At 69.9% G+C, this 19,918-nt stretch carries 17 protein-coding genes; 7 read left to right on the forward strand and 10 right to left on the reverse strand.

What is annotated here, in order from left to right; genetic code table 11:
- Nucleotides 1-9: 9 nt before the first annotated feature.
- Entirely contained in the window at nt 10-972 is a 963-nt protein-coding gene (locus tag G4D85_RS02110) for an isopenicillin N synthase family dioxygenase (protein ID WP_164007359.1), read from the forward strand.
- A 107-nt stretch (nt 973-1,079) separates the two neighbouring features.
- Nucleotides 1,080-2,171, forward strand: a complete 1,092-nt coding sequence (locus tag G4D85_RS02115; protein WP_240359025.1) for a carbon-nitrogen hydrolase family protein — start codon at nt 1,080-1,082, stop codon at nt 2,169-2,171.
- Here the strand turns inward: G4D85_RS02115 and gatB are convergent.
- The 4 genes from gatB to G4D85_RS02135 are packed head-to-tail and all read right to left on the reverse strand — an operon-like array spanning nt 2,168 to nt 5,762.
- Nucleotides 2,168-3,607 carry an Asp-tRNA(Asn)/Glu-tRNA(Gln) amidotransferase subunit GatB gene (gatB, locus tag G4D85_RS02120; RefSeq protein ID WP_164007363.1) on the reverse strand — a complete coding sequence of 480 codons (1,440 nt, stop codon included), beginning with the start codon at nt 3,605-3,607 and terminating at the stop codon, nt 2,168-2,170. The genes G4D85_RS02115 and gatB overlap by 4 nt on opposite strands.
- Nucleotides 3,608-3,634: 27 nt before the next feature.
- Nucleotides 3,635-5,101 (reverse strand): Asp-tRNA(Asn)/Glu-tRNA(Gln) amidotransferase subunit GatA, encoded by a 1,467-nt coding sequence (gatA, locus tag G4D85_RS02125; protein WP_164007365.1) that lies wholly within the window; start codon nt 5,099-5,101, stop codon nt 3,635-3,637.
- Between the two features lie 17 nt (nt 5,102-5,118).
- Complete coding sequence (gatC, locus tag G4D85_RS02130) at nt 5,119-5,406, reverse strand: Asp-tRNA(Asn)/Glu-tRNA(Gln) amidotransferase subunit GatC (protein WP_164007367.1); 288 nt, start codon at nt 5,404-5,406, stop codon at nt 5,119-5,121.
- A 20-nt stretch (nt 5,407-5,426) separates the two neighbouring features.
- The gene (locus tag G4D85_RS02135) at nt 5,427-5,762 is read right to left on the reverse strand and encodes a TFIIB-type zinc ribbon-containing protein (protein WP_164007369.1); all 336 of its coding nucleotides are present in this window, start codon (nt 5,760-5,762) and stop codon (nt 5,427-5,429) included.
- A gap of 247 nt (nt 5,763-6,009) precedes the next feature.
- Between G4D85_RS02135 and G4D85_RS02140 the strand changes: the two genes are divergently transcribed.
- The 3 genes from G4D85_RS02140 (at nt 6,010) to G4D85_RS02150 (ending at nt 10,810) form a co-directional block, all read left to right on the forward strand.
- Entirely contained in the window at nt 6,010-9,099 is a 3,090-nt protein-coding gene (locus tag G4D85_RS02140; protein ID WP_205525380.1) for an FtsK/SpoIIIE family DNA translocase, read from the forward strand.
- 121 nt (nt 9,100-9,220) lie between these two features.
- Nucleotides 9,221-9,505 carry an antibiotic biosynthesis monooxygenase family protein gene (locus tag G4D85_RS02145; RefSeq protein WP_164007372.1) on the forward strand — a complete coding sequence of 95 codons (285 nt, stop codon included), beginning with the start codon at nt 9,221-9,223 and terminating at the stop codon, nt 9,503-9,505.
- Nucleotides 9,506-9,556: 51 nt separating this feature from the next.
- Nucleotides 9,557-10,810: a THUMP domain-containing class I SAM-dependent RNA methyltransferase gene (locus G4D85_RS02150; RefSeq protein ID WP_240359026.1), complete on the forward strand. Its 1,254-nt coding sequence runs from the start codon at nt 9,557-9,559 to the stop codon at nt 10,808-10,810.
- Here G4D85_RS02150 and plsY read toward each other — a convergent pair.
- A complete protein-coding gene (plsY, locus tag G4D85_RS02155) occupies nt 10,727-11,305 on the reverse strand; it encodes a glycerol-3-phosphate 1-O-acyltransferase PlsY (protein ID WP_164007375.1) in 579 nt (192 codons plus the stop codon). The two genes, G4D85_RS02150 and plsY, sit on opposite strands and share 84 nt — an antisense overlap.
- Nucleotides 11,306-11,315: 10 nt before the next feature.
- Nucleotides 11,316-11,747: a DUF2752 domain-containing protein gene (locus tag G4D85_RS02160; RefSeq protein ID WP_164007377.1), complete on the reverse strand. Its 432-nt coding sequence runs from the start codon at nt 11,745-11,747 to the stop codon at nt 11,316-11,318.
- Between the two features lie 89 nt (nt 11,748-11,836).
- Between G4D85_RS02160 and G4D85_RS02165 the strand changes: the two genes are divergently transcribed.
- Entirely contained in the window at nt 11,837-12,448 is a 612-nt protein-coding gene (locus G4D85_RS02165) for a DUF4920 domain-containing protein (protein ID WP_164007379.1), read from the forward strand.
- Nucleotides 12,449-12,457: 9 nt separating this feature from the next.
- Nucleotides 12,458-13,066 carry a hypothetical protein gene (locus tag G4D85_RS02170; RefSeq protein WP_240359027.1) on the forward strand — a complete coding sequence of 203 codons (609 nt, stop codon included), beginning with the start codon at nt 12,458-12,460 and terminating at the stop codon, nt 13,064-13,066.
- Between the two features lie 61 nt (nt 13,067-13,127).
- Here G4D85_RS02170 and G4D85_RS02175 read toward each other — a convergent pair whose 3' ends face one another.
- From G4D85_RS02175 to G4D85_RS02190, 4 genes are all read right to left on the reverse strand, one after another.
- Entirely contained in the window at nt 13,128-14,045 is a 918-nt protein-coding gene (locus G4D85_RS02175) for a hypothetical protein (RefSeq protein WP_205525381.1), read from the reverse strand.
- 93 nt (nt 14,046-14,138) lie between these two features.
- Nucleotides 14,139-15,701, reverse strand: a complete 1,563-nt coding sequence (locus G4D85_RS02180; protein ID WP_164009038.1) for a radical SAM protein — start codon at nt 15,699-15,701, stop codon at nt 14,139-14,141.
- Nucleotides 15,702-15,819: 118 nt separating this feature from the next.
- Nucleotides 15,820-16,566: a hypothetical protein gene (locus G4D85_RS02185; RefSeq protein WP_164007382.1), complete on the reverse strand. Its 747-nt coding sequence runs from the start codon at nt 16,564-16,566 to the stop codon at nt 15,820-15,822.
- Between the two features lie 30 nt (nt 16,567-16,596).
- The gene (locus G4D85_RS02190) at nt 16,597-19,809 is read right to left on the reverse strand and encodes a TonB-dependent receptor (protein ID WP_164007384.1); all 3,213 of its coding nucleotides are present in this window, start codon (nt 19,807-19,809) and stop codon (nt 16,597-16,599) included.
- Between the last annotated feature and the right edge of the window lie 109 nt (nt 19,810-19,918).

Genomic DNA, 19,918 nt, shown 5'->3' on the forward strand with positions numbered 1-19,918 from the left:
TGCGCGCCCATGTCTGGAACCGCACGCCGCATCCCCGTCGTCAACCTGTCCCACTACCGCACCGGCACACCGGGCGAGCGCGCCCGCTTCGTGCGGGTGTTCGGCGACGGCCTCAAGGAGTTCGGCTTCGTCACCGTCGAGGGCCACGGCGTCGATGACGGGCTCATCCGCCGCACCTACTCGGACGTGGAGCGCTTCTTCGGGCTCCCGGAGTCGGTGAAGGCCCGCTACTCGGAAGCGGAGCGCGGGGGGCAGCGCGGCTACATCGGCTACGGACAGGAGCACGCGAAGAACCGCAAGGTGGGCGACCTGAAGGAGTTCTGGCACGTGGGCCGCGAGCTGCCGCCCGGCCACCGCTACCACCAGGTCTACGGCCCCAACATCTGGCCGGAGGAGGTGCCCACCTTCCGTGAGCACACGCTGTCGCTCTTCCGTGCGCTGGATGGCGCGGCCGGGGTGATGCTCCAGGCGCTGGCCGAGTACTTCGGCCTCGAGCGCGACACCTTCAGCGGCATGGCCACGGACGGCAACTCGGTGCTGCGGCTCATCCACTACCCTCCGCTGAAGGAGCGCTTCATCCCGGGCGGCGTGCGCGCCGCCGAGCACGAGGACATCAACCTCATCACCCTCCTCTGCGAGGGCACCGCGGGCGGACTGGAACTGCTCACGCGCGACGGCGAGTGGCTGCCCGTGGACACGCTGCGCGGGCAGATTGTCGTGGACTCGGGCGACATGCTCAGCCGGGTGACGAACACCATCATCCCCGCCACCACGCACCGGGTGGTGAATCCGCGCGGCACGGACGAGGACACGGTGCGCTACTCCATGCCCTTCTTCGTGCACCCCTACGCGGACTGCGTGCTGCAGCCGCTGCCATTCACGCAGACGACGGACAACCCGGCGCGCCATGCGCCCATCACCGCGGATGCGTTCCTCAAGCAGCGCCTGCGGGAGATTGGCCTGCTGAAGTAGGACCCGCGCTCGGCGCCCGAGACTCGGACGCCATGCCAGTCCCCAGAGGAAGGCTCGACCCCGTCACGACCCGGTGCCATCCTGACGGCACACCTCAGGACGCTTCCTTGGCCGCTCCCCTGCCCGCCTCCCACGTCGAGTTGTTCGCCGTCCAACCCCGCGTCGCACTGGAGGACTACGCCTCACCCGAGTCCTTCGCCGCGCGCCACCGGGCCCTGGCGGCGCGAGTGGACGCCCTGCGAGCGAGGGACGCCTCCGGACAGCCGCTCTACCCCGCCCTCGCGGTGTGGCCGGAGATGGTGGGCGCGGCCCTGGGACTGATGGGGCACCTGCCCCGCGTGCGCCGCTGCCGCACCACGAACGGCGCGATGACGCGGATGGCCCTGGCCGAGGCGTGGGCGATGTGGCGCACCTGGCGCGGCTTCCGGCCACCGACGATGGAGGAGTGCCTCTACGTCGCGGTGGCGCCCCGAGTGCACCGCGCCATGTGGGAGACCTTCTCCGGCATCGCCCGCGACTTCGGCCTGTGGGTGGTGGCGGGCAGCGCGCTGCTGCCGGCCAACCGCCTGGGGCCGGACACCCCGGAGTTCGAGGCGGACGGCGCGCGGACCTACAACACCAGCTACACCTTCTCGCCGGAAGGCCGCTGCGTGGCGGTGACGCGCAAGGTGAACCTGGTGCCCACGCAGGAGGACGTGCTGCACCTCAGCCCGGGGCGTCCGGAGTACCTGCCGGTGCTGCAGACGCCCTTCGGCCGGCTGGGGACGCTCGTCTGCTACGACGGCTTCCGCGAGCCGCACACCGCGAAGGAGCCATGGTTCGTCCCCTGCGCGCAGTACCTGGACGCGCTGGGGGTGGACGTCATCGCCCAGCCCTCCGCCAACGCGTGGCCCTGGGACGCGCCGTGGGCCTTCAACGACACGGCCTCGGGCGAGGCCCAGCTGCGGCGCGAGCAGTGGTTCAACGAGGGGCTCTACACCCAGCTGCGCACGCTGACGCGGGTGCGCTACGCGGTGAATCCCCAGCTCGTGGGCGGCTTCTTCGACAACGTCTTCGAGGCGCCCTCGCTCATCCTGGAGCGGCCGGCGCCGGGCGAGGTGCGCGTGCTCGCCCAGTCCGCGAATCCCCAGGGCGAGGACGTGCTCCACGTCACCGTGCCCCTGCCCGCGAGCACTCCGGCCCAGTCGGCCCGGGGTTAGCCGCCGAGCTTCTTCTTCAGCAGCTCATTGACGAGGGTGGGGTTGCCCTTGCCCTTCATGGCCCGCATCACCTGGCCCACGAAGAAGCCGAACACCTGCGTCTTGCCCGCGCGGTACTTCTCCACCTCACCCGCGTTCTTCGCGAGGATGTCGTCCACCACCGCCTCAATCGCGCCGGTGTCGCTCACCTGCGCCAGGCCCTTCTCCGCGATGATGTCCGAGGGCGCCTTGCCGGTGCGGAACATCTCCCCGAGCACGTCCTTGCCCGCGTTGGCGGACACCGTGCCCTTGTCCACCGCGCCCAGCAGCTCCGCGAGCTGCGCCGGGGTGAAGCGCAGCGCGGACAGCGGCGTGCCCTCCTCCTTCAAGAGGCGCATCAGCTCGCCCAGGAACCAGTTGGAGAGCTTCTTCGCGTCCGCGTAGTGCGCCGCGCACGCCTCGAAGTAGTCCGCCAGCGGGCGCTCGGCGGTGAGGATGCGCGCGTCATACGCGGGCAGCCCGTACTGGCTGGTGAAGCGCTGGAGCTTCGCGCGAGGCAATTCGGGCAGCGCCTTCGCCGCCGCGTCGATGGCCGCGTCGCTCACGTGCAGGGGCGGAAGGTCCGGCTCCGGGAAGTACCGGTAGTCGTGCGCCTCCTCCTTGCTGCGCATGGAGCGGGTGACGCCCTGGTTGACGTCCCACAGGCGCGTCTCCTGGATCACCTTGCCGCCGGACTCGATGACGTCCACCTGCCGGGAAATCTCGTACTCCACCGCCTGCTTGAGGAAGCGGAACGAGTTGAGGTTCTTCAGCTCGCAGCGCTGGCCGTACGTGGACGAGCCCTTGGGCATCACCGACACGTTGGCGTCGCAGCGGAAGCTGCCCTCCTCCAGGTTGCCATCGTTGACGCCCAGGTAGACGAGCACGTCGCGCATCGCCTTGAGGTACTCCACCGCTTCGTCCGCGTCGCGCAGGTCCGGCTCGCTGACGATTTCCAGCAACGGCACGCCCGCGCGGTTGAGGTCCACCAGGCTCTGGCCACCACCCGCGTCGTGCACGTTCTTCCCCGCGTCCTCCTCCATGTGGATGCGGAGGACGCGGATGACCTTCTCGCCCTGTGGCGTGTCGATGACGAGCCGGCCGTGCTCGCAGATGGGCAGGTCGTACTGCGTAATCTGGTAGCCCTTCGGCAGGTCCGGATAGAAGTAGTTCTTCCGGCTCCACACGCTCGTCTTCTTGACGGTGCACTCCAGCGCCAGGCCGGTGCGCACGGCGAACTCCACCACGCGCTGGTTGAGCACCGGCAGCACGCCCGGCATGCCCAGGCACACCGGACAGGTGTTGCGGTTGGGCTCGGCGCCGAACGCGGTGGAGCAGCCGCAGAAAATCTTCGACTGCGTGATGAGCTGAGCGTGGACCTCGAGGCCGATGACAGGCTGGAAATCGCTCACGGGCATGGCGGTGTCACCGATGCGTACGCGCCGCTAGCCCTGGAGGGGCGCCGGGCGGAGGAAGAAGTCGTGCTCGCGCTCGAAGGCGCGGGCGATGCGCAGCAAGCGGGCCTCGTCGAACGGGCGCCCCAGAACCTGGAGCCCCACCGGCAGGCCCGCCTTCGTGAAGCCACAGGGCACCGACAGGCCGGGCAGGCCCGCCAGGTTGCACGGCAGCGTGAAGACGTCCATGAGGTACATGGACAGCGGGTCGTCCACCTTCTCGCCCAGCTTGAAGGCCGGCACCGGCGAGGTGGGTGACAGCACCGCGTCCACCTGCTGGAAGGCCTTCGTGAAGTCCTCGCGGATGAGGGTGCGGACCTTCTGCGCGCGCAGGTAGTAGGCGTCGTAGTAGCCGGCGGACAGCGCGTACGTGCCCAGCATGATGCGGCGCTTCACCTCCGGCCCGAAGCCCCGCTCGCGCGTCAGGGCGTACAGCTCCTTGAGGCCGCGCGCGTCCTTCGCCCGCTGGCCGTAGCGGATGCCGTCGTAGCGGGCCAGGTTGCTGGACGCCTCCGCCGGGGCGAGGAGGTAGTAGGTGGCCAGCGCGTACTTCGTGTGGGGCAGCGACACGTCCACCAGCGTCGCGCCCAGCCGCTCGTACTCGCGCAGCGTCTCGCGGATGGAGGCCTCCACCTCCGGGTCCATGCCCTCGGTGAAGTACTCGCGCGGCACGCCCAGCTTCAGGCCGCGCACCCCGCCCTCCAGGTCCGCCGAGTAGTCCGGCGCCTCCACCGCCGCGGACGTGGCGTCCTGGGCGTCGTGCCGGGCGATGAGTTGCAGCAGCGCCGCCGTGTCCGCCACCGTGCGCGCCATGGGGCCGGGCTGGTCCAGCGACGAGGCGTAGGCGATGACGCCGTAGCGCGACACCCGGCCATAGGTGGGCTTCAGCCCCACGGTGTTGGTGAAGGCCGCGGGCTGGCGGATGGAGCCGCCGGTGTCCGTGCCCAGCGCGCCGAACACCTCGCGCGCCGCCACCGCAGCGGCCGAACCGCCCGACGAGCCGCCCGGCGTGCGCGACAAGTCGTAGGGGTTGTGGCTGGGGAAGTACGCGCTGGACTCGTTGGATGAGCCCATCGCGAACTCGTCCATGTTCAGCTTGCCCACCAGCGGCAGGCCCGCCTCCTTCAGCAGGCGCACCACCGTGGCGTCATAGGGCGGGACGAAGCCCTCCAGGATGCGCGAGCCGGCGGTGGTCTCCACGCCCTCGGTGAGGAAGATGTCCTTGAGCCCCAGCGGCACGCCGTCCAGGGCGCTGGCGGGACTGCCGGCCTTGCGGCGCGCGTCGCTGGCGCGGGCGGCGGCGAGGGCGCCCTCCTCGTCCACGCGCAGGAAGGCGCGCACCTTCGGGTCCACCTGGCGGATGCGCTCCAGGCACGCGCGGGTGGCCTCCTCGGAGGAGACCGTCCGCCCGGCCAGCTTCGCCGCCAGCTCCAGCATGGTGAGGTCCGTGAGCTGCATGGCGTGAGGCTCCGGGGCTACTCGATGATTTTCGGCACGGCGAAGCTGGTGCCCGACTTCGCCGGCGCGTTGGCCAGGGACTTCTCCGACGGCAGCGACGGCCGCATCACGTCCTCGCGCAGGAGCGAGGCCGCGAGCGTGGCGTGGGACGTGGGCTCCACGGCCTCCACGTCGAGCGACTGGAGCTGCGCCACCGCGTCCAACACGGCGGACAGCTGCGTGGAGAAGCGCTGCTCCTCCTCCGGAGTCAGCGCCAGCCGCGCCAGTGTGGCCACGTGGCGCACCTGCTCGAGCGTGAGGGCCATGGAGTGTCCTCCCGGTGTCGCTACTTCTTCTTGAAGAGGTTGAGGATGGCGCCCATCACCTTGCCGCTGCCCTCGTGCCCGTGCTGCTGGACGAGCTGGTCCAGCTCGCCCGCGTCCAGGAAGATGCCGTGGCAGTTGAAGCAGGTGTCGATTTCGACGTTGCCCTGCTTCAGCGTCTGCAGGTCCATGCCGCACTTGGGACACTTCATGTAGTGCAGCTGCTTGAGCTCCTCGCGCTGCTTCGCCGCGGTCTCCGCAGCCTGCTGGAGGGCCAGCTTGCGCTTCTTCTCGATTTCCTCCCGGGCGAAGTACTCCTCTTCGGTGGAAGACGGCTTCTCGGTACGGGCGTCGGCCATGGGTGTTCCTCCGCGAATTCCAGCCACCCCGCGACGCGGCGCGTGGGCGGCGCTGATGGTTGGCAACATACCCCCTCCGTGGAGGGGCGCAGCCGAAATGTAGGCGTCCTGTCGCATGCCTTCCGCGTCACTCGCGCTTCGCTCGGCGGACTGCTGGAAAATTGACCGCACCCCCTCCCTCCCTACACTCGCGACGGGCATTGCTACAGCCCGCTACGCGGCTGAGACGCGCAGAGGGAAGAGGGTCATGACAGCGAAGAAGGGTCGGGCGGAGAAGGCAGTGCTGTCCCGGCAGGAGATCGCCACGAAGCGCAGGGCGCTGGCGGACAAGCGCATGAAGGCCGGCTCGGGCGGAAGTGTCGCCGGGCGGGCCATCACTGGCGTCTTCGTGCTCGCGGCATCCCTGCTGTCACTGCTGGCGGTGGCGACGTTCGATGCAAAGGACCGGGTCGGCCCGGGCTTCCGCAACGCGGTCGGCCCCATGGGCCACCTCATCGCGGAGTCCCTGCGCGGGTTGCTCGGGGTGTGTGCCTACCTGATTCCAGCAGGTGGCATCTACACCGCCATGGTGCTCTTCGTGGGCAGCCGCGAGCGCAAGCGCGGGGCGCAGATAATCGCCCTGGTGCTGCTGACGGTCAGCGTGTCCGTGCTGGCGCAGCTCATGTTCGCCGGGGACAAGGGCTGGGCGCACCCGCCGGGAGGCGCGCTGGGCGCCGGGCTGGGCGGCGTCATGGAGGGCCTGTTCTCCACCGTCGGCACCGTCATCCTCGTGACGGCCATCAGCGCCGCCGCGCTCATCGTCGGCACGCAGTACACCTTCCTCAAGCTGTGCTCGCTGGCCTGGGCCGGCATGTGCGTGCTGGGCAACCGCGTGCGCGAGTCCGCCCTCGTCTTCTGGGAGGCGCAGAAGGTCGCCTACAAGGAGCGCCAGGAGCGCGCCGCGCAGGAGAAGGAGGAGGAGGCCGCCTTCCTCGCGCAGCTCGAGGCGGATGAGGAAGAGCTCGCCGAGGCCGAGCGCCTGGCCGCGGAGGCCGAGGCCGCCGAGGCGGAGGCCATGGCCGAGGAGGCCGTGCGCCTGGCCAAGCAGAACGAGAAGGAGCAGGCCGCCGCTGCGAAGGTGGCCCTCAAGGAGTCCCGGGACAGGGAGAAGCTGGAGAAGCAGCTCGCGGCCCGGAACCCGACGCGTGAGGACGACTCGCTCCCGCCCGTCTCCCCCACCGCCATCACCGAGAAGCCGCCCGCGCGGGCGGAGAAGCGCCTGGGGCCCGGCGCGGACCCCGCCTGGGCCGCGTCGTTCCTCGCCCCCGAGCCCCGCCCCGTGCCCGCCGGCACGGAGAACGCGGAGCCCCCGCGCGGACGACGCAAGACGCCCAACATCGTCACCGGACCGGCGCCGTCCACGCCGCCCGTGTCCGCCCTGGCCCTGGCCTCCGGGCAGGCCGACGACGACGAGCCCATCGCTCCGGCGGTGGTGCCGTCCCTCGCCGCCGCTCCGGTGGCGCCCGCGGCGGCTTCCCCGGCCGCCATCGTCCCGGCGCCCCCGTCCGCGCTGGCGGCGCGCATGCCGCTCATCGTGGAGCCCAAGGCCCCGCCCAAGCCCACTGCGAAGAAGACCCAGGACCAGTTCGAGTTCGTGGGCGACCGCAAGAGCTTCTCGCTGCCGCCGCTGGACGTGCTCGAGTGCGACAGGCAGGAGCGCACCGCGCTGGACAAGGACGCCTTCCTCGTCACCGCGGAGAAGCTGCGGGCGAAGCTGGCGGACTTCGGCATCGTCGGCGAGGTGGTGGAAATCCGCCCCGGCCCCGTCGTCACCATGTACGAGTTCCTGCCGGGCCCGGGCATCAAGGTGAGCAAGATTGCCTCGCTCGCGGACGACCTGGCCATGGCCATGGAGGCCATGCGCGTGCGCATCGTCGCCCCCATCCCCGGCAAGGGCGTGGTGGGCATCGAGGTGCCGAACAAGGACCGTGAGACTGTCTATCTCAAGGAAATCGCCGAGCAGGACGCCTTCAACAAGGGCGCCAGCAAGCTGACCATGTGCGTGGGCAAGGACATCGAGGGCATGCCGTACGTCCTCGACCTGGCCAAGGCGCCGCACCTGCTCATCGCCGGCACCACGGGCTCCGGCAAGTCGGTGGCCGTGAACTCCATGATCATGAGCATCCTCCTCAAGGCCACGCCCGAGGAGGTCCGCTTCATCATGGTGGACCCGAAGATGCTGGAGTTGTCCGTCTACGAGGGCATCCCCCACCTGCTGCTGCCGGTGGTGACGGACCCGAAGAAGGCGGCGCTCGCGCTGCGCTGGGCCGTGGAGGAGATGGAGCGCCGCTACCAGCTGCTCTCCGAGGCGGGCGTGCGCAACATCGCCGGCTACAACAAGCTGGTGGAGAGCACCGCCACCGAGGTCAAGGACGCGGCCCTCGAGCCCGCTCCGAAGAAGAAGTCCAAGCCCAAGAACGTGCTGGTGCTGGACGCGCCGATGACTGGCGGCGAGAGCATGGGCGTGGCCGCGCCCCGCGACGACGACGAGGACATGCGCGAGGCGGTGGTGTCCGAGGAGGCCCCCGAGGTGCCCGAGGTGGAGGCCGAGCCCGAGGACTCCGAGGAGGACCTGGTCGCCGCGGCCGCCGCGGAGAAGGCGGAGAAGAAGCAGCGCCAGAAGCTGCCCTACATCGTGGTCATCATCGACGAGCTGGCGGATTTGATGATGGTGGCCAGCCGCGAGGTGGAGACGTATGTGGCCCGCCTGGCGCAGATGGCACGCGCTTCCGGCATCCACCTGATGGTCGCCACTCAGCGCCCGTCCACGGACGTCGTCACCGGCATCATCAAGGCCAACTTCCCCACGCGCGTCAGCTTCATGCTGCGCTCGAAGCCGGACTCGATGACGATTCTGGGCACGGTGGGCGCGGAGGCCCTGCTGGGCATGGGCGACATGCTCATCATGCCGCCCACCAGCGCGCACCTGCAGCGCGTGCACGGCGCCTACGTGTCGGAGACCGAAATCAAGCGGGCGGTGGACCACCTCAAGGCCCAGGGCAAGCCCGTCTACGACGAGTCCATCCTCAAGCCGCGCGACGAGGAAGGCGAAGGCGGCGGCGGCGAGGAGGACGAGCTGTCCGACGAGCTGTACGACCAGGCGCTCGCGACGGTCAGCGAGATGCGGGCCGTCTCCATCTCCATGCTCCAGCGCAAGATGCGCATCGGCTACAACCGCGCGGCGCGCATGATTGAGCGCATGGAGCGCGACGGCGTGGTGGGCGCGGCGGACGGCGCCAAGCCCCGCGAGGTGCTCATCCGCGGCGTGGGCGACATGCCGGGCGCGGGCGCCATGTAAGTCCGCATGGGAGGGCGCCCCGTCCGGGAACGGGCGTGGCGTCCCGGGCGGTTCTTCCTGTCGGGGGTGTTCGGGCCGGGCCCGGGCGCCCCCGCCTCTTTTTCCGCGAGGCGCGTGCCCCATGATTGTCGCCATCTCCCGCTTCCGCCCGGCGCCCGAGGACACCGAGCGCCTGGTCGCCCGCTTCCAGGAGCGCGCCCGCCGCGTGGACGCCTACGAGGGCTTCCTGGGCCTGGAGGTGCTGCGCTCCTTCGAGCGCTCGCCGGAGTTGCTGCTGGTGACGCGCTGGCGTGACAGGGAGGCGATGCGTGCCTACTTCCAGTCCGAGGACTTCCAGCGGGCGAAGGAGGCCAGCGCCGAGCAGGAGGGCGCCACCTTCGCCATCTACGAGGTGGTGGGCACTTGATGCGTGATGCCGGTTCCCAAGCGGCCCCGCGTCGTCTATGGGCGGTATCCCATGGCTGAACGCATTGCCCTCTTCGCTACCGCCGCCCGAGGCACCGAGGACCTCCTCGCCGAGGAACTGAAGGAACTCGGAGCCCGCCGCATCCGCCAGGACCGCGGCGGCGTGCGCTTCATGGCCACGCTCGACGAGGCGCTGATGGTGAGCCTCTGGTCCCGCATCGCCATGCGCGTGCTCTACCCACTGGGCACCTTCGAGGCCCACGGCGCGGAGGGGCTCTACGAAGCCGCGCTGAGCATCCCCTGGGAGGAGCACCTCAACCCGGACACCACCTTCGCGGTGGATGCCACGCTGAAGGACAGCGAGCACAGCCACTCGGGCTTCGTCGCGCTCAAGGTGAAGGACGCCATCGTCGACCGCATCCGCAACGCGGTGGGTGCCCGGCCGGACGTGAATACGCGAAACCCGGACGTGAGCGTGGTGGCGCACCTGGCGCGCGAGACGCTGTCGCTCTCGCTGGACTTGTGCGGCGAGCCCCTGCACCGCCGGGGCTACCGCGTGCGCCCCACCCCCGCGCCCCTCAAGGAGACGCTGGCCGCGGCCCTGCTGCGCGCCGCGAGCTACACCGGAGAGGAAGCGGTGGTGGACCCGATGTGCGGCTCGGGCACGCTGCTCATCGAGGCGGGCCTCATCGCCCGGAAGCGGGCGCCCGGCCTCAACCGCGACTTCGCGGTGGAGCGCTGGCCGGAGCTGGGGACGCGGGCACGCGAGCTGCTCGCGGACATGCGCGCGGACGCCCGGCGCAACGAGCGCAAGGTGACGGTGCCGCTGCTGGGCTTCGACAAGGACCCGGAGGCCCTGGACGCCGCCATCCGCAACGTGCGCGCGGCGAAGCTGTCGGAGGAAATCCAGCTCGCCGAGGGCGACGCGACGCAGCTTCCAAAGCTGCCCGACAGCGGCGGCCTGCTCATCACCAACCCGCCTTATGGAGACCGGCTGGGCTCGGGCGGGCAGAAGGGCATGAAGAGCTTCTATTACAAGCTGGGCGAGTCGCTCCGCGTGCCGGGCTGGCGCGTCTGGGTGCTCTCCGGCAACACGGCCTTCGAGAGCGCCTTCCACTCGCGTCCGTCCATGAAGCGGGACATGTGGAACGGCCCCATCGCCTGCACGCTGCTGGGCTACCGGCCCCCGGTCGGCTCCGGGTTCTCCCAGCGGGAGGACGGCTCAGAAGCGCCGCTCCGTGTGCCGCATCAGTCGGCCGATGTTGCTCCGGTGCGTCCACAGCATGAGGGCGAAGAGGACAGCTGAGAGTCCGGCGTACTCCATGGCGCGGGCGGTGAGGGCGGACGTGCCCACCGCCGTGGCCCCCGCGGCCAGCGAGCCGAGCGAGCTCACCCGCCACACCGCGAGGATGACGGCGTACACCACCGCCCCGGCCAGCGCCGCCATGGGCACCAGCACCACCAGCACGCCCAGCGCGGTGGCCACGCCCTTGCCGCCGTGCAGCCTCAGCCACACCGGGTACACGTGGCCCAGCACCGCGGACAGGCCCACCAGCACATGCAGCACGGGCTGTCCCGGCAGCAGCCGCAGGGCGAGCGCCACCGGCAGCGCGCCCTTGAGGGCGTCGAGCAGCAGCACCACCGCGCCCAGCTTCTTGCCCGCCACGCGGGTGACATTGGTGGCGCCGATGTTGCCGCTGCCCTTCTGGCGCACGTCCACGCCCACCAACCACCGCGTCAGCAGCACACCGAAGGGAATGGAGCCGGCGAGGTAGCCCAGCAGGACGAGCGCGTATGGCACGCGGTACAGGCTACAGCAGCAGGTGGGGGAAGCGCGTCTTCACCACCACCCAGGCGTAGTTGACGACGATGAGGATGGGCAGCGCCACCTGCAGCACGGCCCACTCCCGGGGGGAGAACTGGACCTCCGGGATGGGCATGGCGAAGACCAGGTGCAGCACGGCCACCACCGCCAGCAGGGCGAAGACGAAGGCGGCCACCGTCCCCAGCGGGTTGGCGTCCCAGGCTCCGGCGAAGTTGAGGTGGGACACCCGGTCCGCCACCCGCGTCAGCCCACAGCCGAGGCAGGGCCAGCCCGTCTGCTCGCGCAGCACACAGCCCCAGAACGGGATGATGCGGGCCACGGGGATGTAGCGGGCCACCAGCAGGCCCAGGATGCCGGCGAGGCCCAGGGCATCCACGGTGCTGAAGCGACGGTTGCGAGGAGGGATGAGGACTTTCATGCACGCCTCACCAAGTGGGGTGGGACAGGACGACTGTAGTACGAGCGCCAGCTTGCCGGGGCAATGACTTCTGGCTAAGCGTACGGGTCATGAACTCGCTCCGCACGTCCCTGATGCTGCTGGTCGCCGTTCCCCTGGTCGCGCTCGCGGGTGACAAGACGCCCGCCAAGGCCACCAAGGCCGCCGAGGGTGACTGTCACCACCCCGCCGCCCCGCAGGCCGCCAAGGCCGAGGCTCCCGCCGCCAAGGCGGAGACGGCCGCCGCGCCTGCCGCCGCCGCGCCCGCCGCCGCTCCGGCCCAGGATGGCTGGAAGCTCACCCGGGGCGAGCCCCTCAAGGGCGCCAAGGCGGTGAAGCTCGCGGACGTGCTGGCGAAGCCCCAGGCGCACGACGGCAAGACGGTGCTGGTCGAGGGCACGGTCCGCAAGGCGTGCGAGCGCAAGGGCTGCTGGATGGAGCTGGCGACCGACACCAAGGACAAGAGCCCCGGCGTCCGGGTGACGTTCAAGGACTACGGCTTCTTCGTGCCGCTGGACTCGGCCGGCTCCCAGGCGCGCGTGGAGGGCGTGCTGAAGCTCGCCGAGCTGAGCGACAGCCGCGCCCAGCACTACGAGTCCGAGGGCGCCATCGTCCCGCGCGGCGCGGACGGCAAGCCCCGCGAGGTACAGCTGGTGGCGACGGGCGTCGAGCTGCGCCGCTGAACCGACACCATGGCGCGAAGCTTCAGCATGAGGGGCGTGCAGGGCGCGGCGGACCGCGCCGTCCAGCACGCCCGCGCGTGGCTGCTGGAAACGGAGCCTGACTCACGCGTGCACGACGTGCAGGCTGACCCGCGCTTCCAGCACCGCGGCGTGGACCTCCTCTGGGAGCTGCCCTCGGGAGAGGTGCGCGGAATCGAAGTGAAGGGTGACCGCAACGCCACCCGCCGCCGCTACTTCTTCGAGCTGGTGTCCAACCTGGAGAAGGACACCCCGGGCTGCTTCCTCTACAGCGGCGCGGACCTGCTGGTGTACGTCTTCCTGTCGCAGGGCGAGCTGCACGTGCTGCCCATGCGCGCCGCGCGCGAGTGGTTCCTCCCCCGCGCGAAGGAGTACACGCTCAAGCACGCCTTCACGCAGACGGGCGCCATCCGCTACACCACGGTGGGCGCGGTGGTGCCGGTGAGGGACGTGTCCGAGGGTGTTCCCGGCGTGCTCCGCGTGCCGCTGAAGCGCACGGCCGACGCCGCGAAGGAGGAAGGCGCCCCCGGCGTGGAGGTGCCTCCCATGCTCGCCTCCGCCCCCAAGGACGAGGCCGGCGGCCCGGACGGGCTGGGCTGACAGGGCGCGGAAGGTGGGCCCTCGTCAGGCCCGCCCACCGCGCCGGAGTCCGGACACCGCCTCAGGGCCCGTGACGGTGCCGCCGGTGGCCCGGGTGAATCTTGTCGTGGGCCGCCTCGAGGCGCTCGGAGATGCGCATCAGGTCCAGCAGCTGCACGCGGTCGTTCTGCGCCTTGTAGATGTGCTCCAGGCGCGGGACGAGGTCCAGCGCGAGGTGCAGGTCTCCGCCCTGCTCCGCCGACTCCAGCAGGGTGCGGGCCGCCGCGGCCGCCCGGCCGTGGGCCTTCACGTGGATGAGGCCGTCCACGGCGAGCAGGCGGGCAATCGGCGAGCGCGACGTGTCCTCGGTCAGCTTCGCCAGGTCGTCCGTGGCGGCGTCCAGCTCGCCGCGAGCGGCGCGGACCATGGCGCGGGAGATGCCCTTGCGGTCCGGCAGCAGGAACTCCTCCACGTCGGCGAAGGCCTCCGCGTGGGCCGCGTGGCCCCGGGACGCCATCGCCTCGGCGAGGCTGTCGAAGACCTCCGCCTGCTTCTCCGTGAAGGGAGCGAGCGCCTCGCGCATGAAGCGCTCCTGCGGGGCGCCCCGCTCATCCAGCGGCATGCGCGAGCGCAGGGCATTCATCTTCTCGAAGGCCGCCGTCACCGGCGCGTCCTGCTTGCCGTCCAGCAGCAGCTCGCACGCGTGCATGAGGGACGTCAGCGTGTCGGCCAGCTCCATCGGCGCCACCCGGTCCGGCAGCCAGCGGCTCCACAGCTCCACGGCCGCCGCGTCGACGAAGTCCTTGAAGGGCCCGGTGCCCTTCCACTTCGGCCTCCACTCCTGGGCGATTCCCAGCGGGAAGGACGTCTCCGCCAGCTTGCGGAAGTCCTCCTCGGCCACGGGAAGCCCGTAGTGGCCGAGCGTCCCCAGCAGGGCCTCCGTCGAATACTCCTTCAGGCCTTTCTGCTGCCACGCCTTGTCCACACGCTGCGCGCTCACACGGTTCTCCGCTGCCCTAGACGCCGGCTATCGGCGCCAGTGGTCTTCTAGCGGAAGCGGGGGCGGCCGTGCACCGCCACATCGCATTCCCCGTCAGGCGGCGGACGCCGGGGGGGAGACTTCCGGAGGCGCCACCTTCGGCACGGTGGGCCACAGCACGGGGTTGCGCCGCCCGTCCGCCACCCTGCGGGCCATGTAGGGCTCGCAGCCCCGGGCCTCGAAGGCGCGCTTCCAGGCCGCGAAGCTGCCCCCGGCACGCCACGCGTCCATGGCCGCCAGCCCGCCTTCCGGGCCGCACTGGGCCAACATGTACTCCACCCAGGCCCAGCGCGCGGACGTGGGCCGAACCTCGGCCCGGCCCCGCAGGCCCTTGCGCAGCCGCTCCAGCCGCCCCTCCACCTCGCGGATGCCGGCGAAGGGCGCCCCGTCCAGGGGCGTGTTCCGCTTGGCCACGAAGGGGGCCACGCCCAGCGCCACCGGGAGGATGCGCGACAGCTCGCTGGTGAAGCGGATCAGCTCGTCGATGTCCTCGTCGCCCTCGAAGGGCAGGCCCACCACGTTGTAGACCTTGAGCTGCCGCATCCCCGCCGTCCGGGCGAAAGTGGCGGCCCGGATGATCTGCTCCTCCGAGTGCTTGCGGTCCACCAGGTCTCGCATCCGCTGCGAGGCCCCGTCCGCCGCCACCGTCAGGTTGGTGGCCCCGCCCCGGCGCAGCTGATCCACCAGCTCCTGCGTCAGCCGATCCGCCCTCAGCGAGGACACGCCCACCTCGCGGCCCGAGTCGACGATGGTGCGCAGCAATTCGACGATGCGGGGGTGGTCCGTCACCGCGGCGCCCACCAGTCCCACCCGCTTCGCCGTCTCGGGGATGAGCGACAGCACCCGCTCCGGCGGCACCGTCCGCATGCCCCCGTTGGTGGTCCGCCGCATGACGCAGTAGTGGCAGCCCCGCGAGCAGCCCCGCTCCGGCTCGATGAGGAACATGGAGCGCAGCTCGGTGTGCGGCGTGACAATCTGCGAGCGGGCCGGCAGCCGGGCGTCCGTCGCCTTGGCGACGTGGTACCGCGTGCCGCCCCGCCCCGGCACCCGCAGGCCAGGGATGCGCGCCAGGTGGGCCAGCAGGGACTCGCGGTCGTCGATGGAAGACGCCGCGTCCACCAGGACGTGGATGAGGTCCTCGGCCTCTCCCTGGACGAGCACGTCCACGAAGGGCTCCAGCGGATCCGGATTGGAGAACGTCAGCGGGCCTCCGGCCACCACCAGCGGGTAGCCACCGTCCCGGCGCTCCTCCGCCAGCAGGGGAAGCCCCGCCAGCTCCAGCAGGGAGAAGAGGCCCGTCAGCTCCAGTTCGTAGGCCACCGAGAAGGCCAGCATGTCGAAGCTGGAGACGGCGTTGCGCGACTCCCAGGTGAAGAGCGGCGTGCGCGTCTTCTTGAAGGCCTCCACGTCATCCGGGAGGAAGACCCGCTCCGCCGTGGCCCCGGGATGCTCATGCACCTCCCGGTAGATGGCCTGGAAGCCAAGCGAGCTCATGCCCACGTGGTAGGGGCTCGGATAGCAGAGGGCCACCCGGTAGGGCGCCGCCTTGTAGAGCGTGCCCTGCTCGTCCGCCAGCAGTGAGCTGACGTGTTCGATGAGTGAGTAACGGCCCTCCAATGCGCCTCCAGACAGGTACAGCCTTGTAAACACCGCGGCCCCGGTGGCCACTCCCATGGGGGAGGGCTGCCGGGGCCGCGTTGGCCACCCGAGTGGGGTGGCACGGCTCAGCTAGGGACTAGTCCTCGCTCGCGACGAACGAGGGGATGGGCTTCGCCGGAACGCAGCACCCGTCGTGATCCGGGTTCAGCGAGCCGCAGTTCGCGATGGCAACGCACGTGGCGTCGAAGTCCGGGTTGAGACCCGAGCCGTTGCCGCAGGCGTTGGCCGGGTCGCTGCCCCGGTCCGCGCCCATGATGCAGCCCTCGGCGGGCCACAGCGCGCGGATGACGTACGTCGAGGTGCAGCCGTCGCGGGTGTACTTGAGCTCGCCCGTGAGCTGCGTACCCGGAGCGGAAGGCGCCGAGTACACCCGCACGTTGCTGAACTCGTAGGTCACCGAGGTGGCCGCCGCGGTGGCGGTGGCCGCCGCGTCAACCGTCGCCACGGAGAAGCCCGTGCCGGAGCAGAACTCTTCCGCGTCCGGCTCCGCCGACAGGCGGCCGAGGGCCGTCTGGCGCGCGGGGTCACCCGAGTCACGGCCGGCCAGGGCCGTGAGGCCCGTGGGACGGATGGTGATGAGGGGCTCCGCCCGGTTGTCCGGGTCGACGAACTTGTACACGCCCAGGCGCTCGCCGATGCCAGGCGAGAACGTGCAGGCAGTACCGTCCGCCAGGCGCGGCTCCTGGACGACGTCGTACTTCGCGTACCAGTTGGTGGCGTCCTGCACGAAGCAGGGGGCCTCAGGCTGCTCGAAGTCGCAGCCCGTCATCAGGCTGCCCGCGCCGAGCACCACCAGCGCAGTCTTCAGGATGTTCTTGGTCATGTCCTTGAGATTCCGTGGATGGCCTGGAGATTAGAACGTGTACCGGATACCGAACCGCACCTGACGCGGCGGCTGGTAACGGCTGGGGTTCTTGAAGTTCCTGTTGACGTCGCCGGCCACCGAGCCGAACTGCGACTCGTCGACCGTCGGGGTGGTCGGGTCGTCCTCACGCTCCGAGCCCTCCTGCCAGTCCAGCACGCCGATCGGGTTCTGGACGTCGCTGGGCTTGCCACCGGCGAGCGGCTGCACGTTCAGGGTGGTGTACGTCTGGTCCACCTGGTCGACGCCCTGGAAGTTGAACAGGTTGAACACGTCCAGGGTGAAGGAGATGACGCTGTCCTTGCTGACGCGGTAGTTCACGCCCACGTTGGAGTCGATGGTGTTGATCCAAGGGGTGCGACCACCCGTGCCACGGGGCAGGACGAAGGACTCATCCGTGCCGTAGGCATCGTGCGCGCCGAAGTAGTTGATCGGCGTACCGGAGCTGCCGCGGTAGGACAGACCGATGCTGGCCGACAGCTCGCTCGTGACGTTGAACTCCTTCGCGCCGAACACCTTGACGGAGTGCGTGCGGTCGAAGGGCAGCAGGCCCGTGCGGTTCTCCAGGAGCTCGATGAGGTCGAAGTCCGAGAGGATGTTCGGGTCGAGCTGCGCCGTCTCCGGGCGGAACAGACCGGGGTAGTTACCGTACAGACGCGACCAGGTGTAGTTGGCCTGGGCGAGCCACCCGTCCGCGAAGGTGCGGTTCAGGTAGACGGTGACGGCGTCGTAGTCACGCTCCGGCTTCGGGAACTCCTTGGCGAAGCCCGAGCCCGGGTTGCCGAGGAAGTACGAGTTGCCGTCGTCGCGGCTCATGTCCTCGATGACCGAGCCCATGGAGCGGTGGGTGTAGCTGGCGCCCACGCGGGTGTTGGCCAGGACCTCGTACTCCGCGCCCACGACGAGTTCGTCGGAGGACTGCGGCTTGATGTCCGGGTCCACCGGCTCGTTCTCCACCTTGCCGCCGGTGTACAGGCGGTTCGGGTTGCGGCTGCTCTCCGGGTTGACCAGCACGTTCTCGGACGCCTGGCACGCGGTCGTCTGGCTGTCACGGCTGGACGGATCGCAACCACCGGCCTCACCCGGCTCCACCAGGCGACGGCGCGCGCTGTAGCGGCGCTCACCCGGGAAGGCGCGGTCGAGCAGGTTGAGGGGAACGGCCTCGTAGTACCGGGCGAAGTTCACGAAGAACTTGGCACGGCCGTTGGCGAACGGGTCAAGGATGGCGCCGACGCGGGGCGACCACTGGTTGCCCAGGATGAGGGCCAGCTCGCCGTCACCGCCGTACATCGCCTGCACGTCGTAGCGCACGCCGAGGTTCAGCGTGACGCGGTTGGCGATGGACCAGGAGTCCTGCAGGAAGCCGCCCACCGTGGTGCCGGTAGACTTGGCCTGCTGGGTCAGCTGGGTGATCGGCGTGTCAGGAGACGTCTGGTAGCCGTAGCGACGGAAGTCGCTGATGGCCGGCGTGACGCCGTCGTAGCCAATCGACTCCTGGTAGAACACGCCGCCGCCGTACGCCTTGGTCTGGTCGTACACCAGGAACTCGGTGTCCACGCCAGCCTTCAGCACGTGGGTGCCGAGGGCGTTCAGCAGGTAGGTGGCCTTCGCGTTGATCTGGTAGCGGTCCAGCTTCGCGTCGCTGATGAAGCCGGGGCCGCCCACCGCGTAGCCGGTGACCGGGCACGGATCCACCAGGCCGACGTCGGTCATGACGGGGTCGCACGCGCCCTGCTGTCCCTCGGGCAGGTTCTCGAACGTCGTCAGCGAACGAGGATTGAGGTAGTTCATGCGCGAGTAGCCAGCCAGGCCGTTGGACGTGCCCAGCTTGCTGCCGTCACCCGGGAGGGTGGACGCGGTCTGGTGGAACCAACCGAGGTTGGCGTCGACCAGGACCTTCTTGTCCATGAACGCACCGGCGTACTTCAGGCCGAGCGACGTGGTGCTGGAGTTGTTCTCCGTGAGGCCGAAGTCTCCAGGACGCGCCGCGAGGGCGCCCGGGAGCAGGCCGGTGCGGGGATCCAACGTCAGCTTGCCCAGACCACCCGTCGAGGACGGGGTGCCGTTCAGGGCGAACGACACGTTGTGGTCCTGGTTGATGAGGTACGTCAGCTTGCCCATGTACTGGACGCTGCGCGAGTCAGCGTAGTACTGGCGATCCGAACCCGGGATGGCGTTGGTGACGACGAGCCCGTTCTCGTCCAGCTGGGCCTCTCCCGTCGTGGTGTTGATGGCCAGCGTGTTGAGCGTGCGGGTGTGCTGGTAGCGGGTGAACGACGGCGCGAAGCCGGCGAAGAACCACAGCTTGTCCTTGAGGATGGGACCACCGAGCGTGGCGCCGAAGTCGCCGAGGTTCTGCAGCTCGTTCAGGCCAGAGATGACCGTACCCGAGTCACGAACCTGCTCGCGCGTCCCCTCGAGCGTGCCAGGCGTCCAGTTGGCGAACACGGAGCCGTGGAACTCGTTCGAGCCCGAGCGGGTCACCGCGTTGATCACACCGCCCGTGGAGCGACCGAACTCCGGCATGTAACCGCCGGTGATGATGTTCACGTCCTGCACGAACTCGATGCTCAGCGGGCTGGCGTTCACGCCGTAGGCCGGGTCGTTCGTGGACAGACCGTCCACCACGTAGCCGTTCTCAGGCGAGGTCGCGCCGTTGATGGACACGCCGTAGTTGTCCGTCTGGGCGCCAGGCGCCAGCTCGGCCAGGGACTCGAAGGAGCGGGCAGCGCCGCCCTTTCCACCCGGACGGGCCACCGCGATGCGCTTGATGAACTCCTGATCCACGTTGACGCCCGTGGTCGTGGAGCCCACGTCGATGGTCGGCGGGGCGCCGACGATCTCCACCACCTCACCGAGCGACTCGGGGAGCAGCTCCACGTTCACGCGGATGGTGCGGTTGAGGCGCAGCTGGACGTCGGACCGGGCGTACGGCTTGAACTGCTCCTTCTCGAACCGCAGGGTGTACACACCCGGCGGCAGCTGGGGAATACGGTAGTTGCCCTGCGCGTCACTCACCACGGTCTGCTCACCCTGAAGGTTGGGCGAGGTCGCGGTAACAACGACGTCAGGAACAGGCTGCCGGCTCTGAGCGTCGATGATCGTACCGATCATCGTGCTCGACTGCGCGAAAGCCGCCGATCCATAAAGCAGACCTGCGGCCAGGACAACTCCGGTTTCCCGGAGCACTCGGTTCAAGTGCATACCATACCCCTCCAAGGCGGGTTGCAACCGAAAATGACTCGGGAAAATATCCGAGGTCGGGCAGTTGTCAATAGACCGTTGCTTTTTGGTGACCAGTGGGGCAATTGCG

This window comes from Pyxidicoccus trucidator (assembly GCF_010894435.1).
GTDB lineage: Bacteria > Myxococcota > Myxococcia > Myxococcales > Myxococcaceae > Myxococcus > Myxococcus trucidator.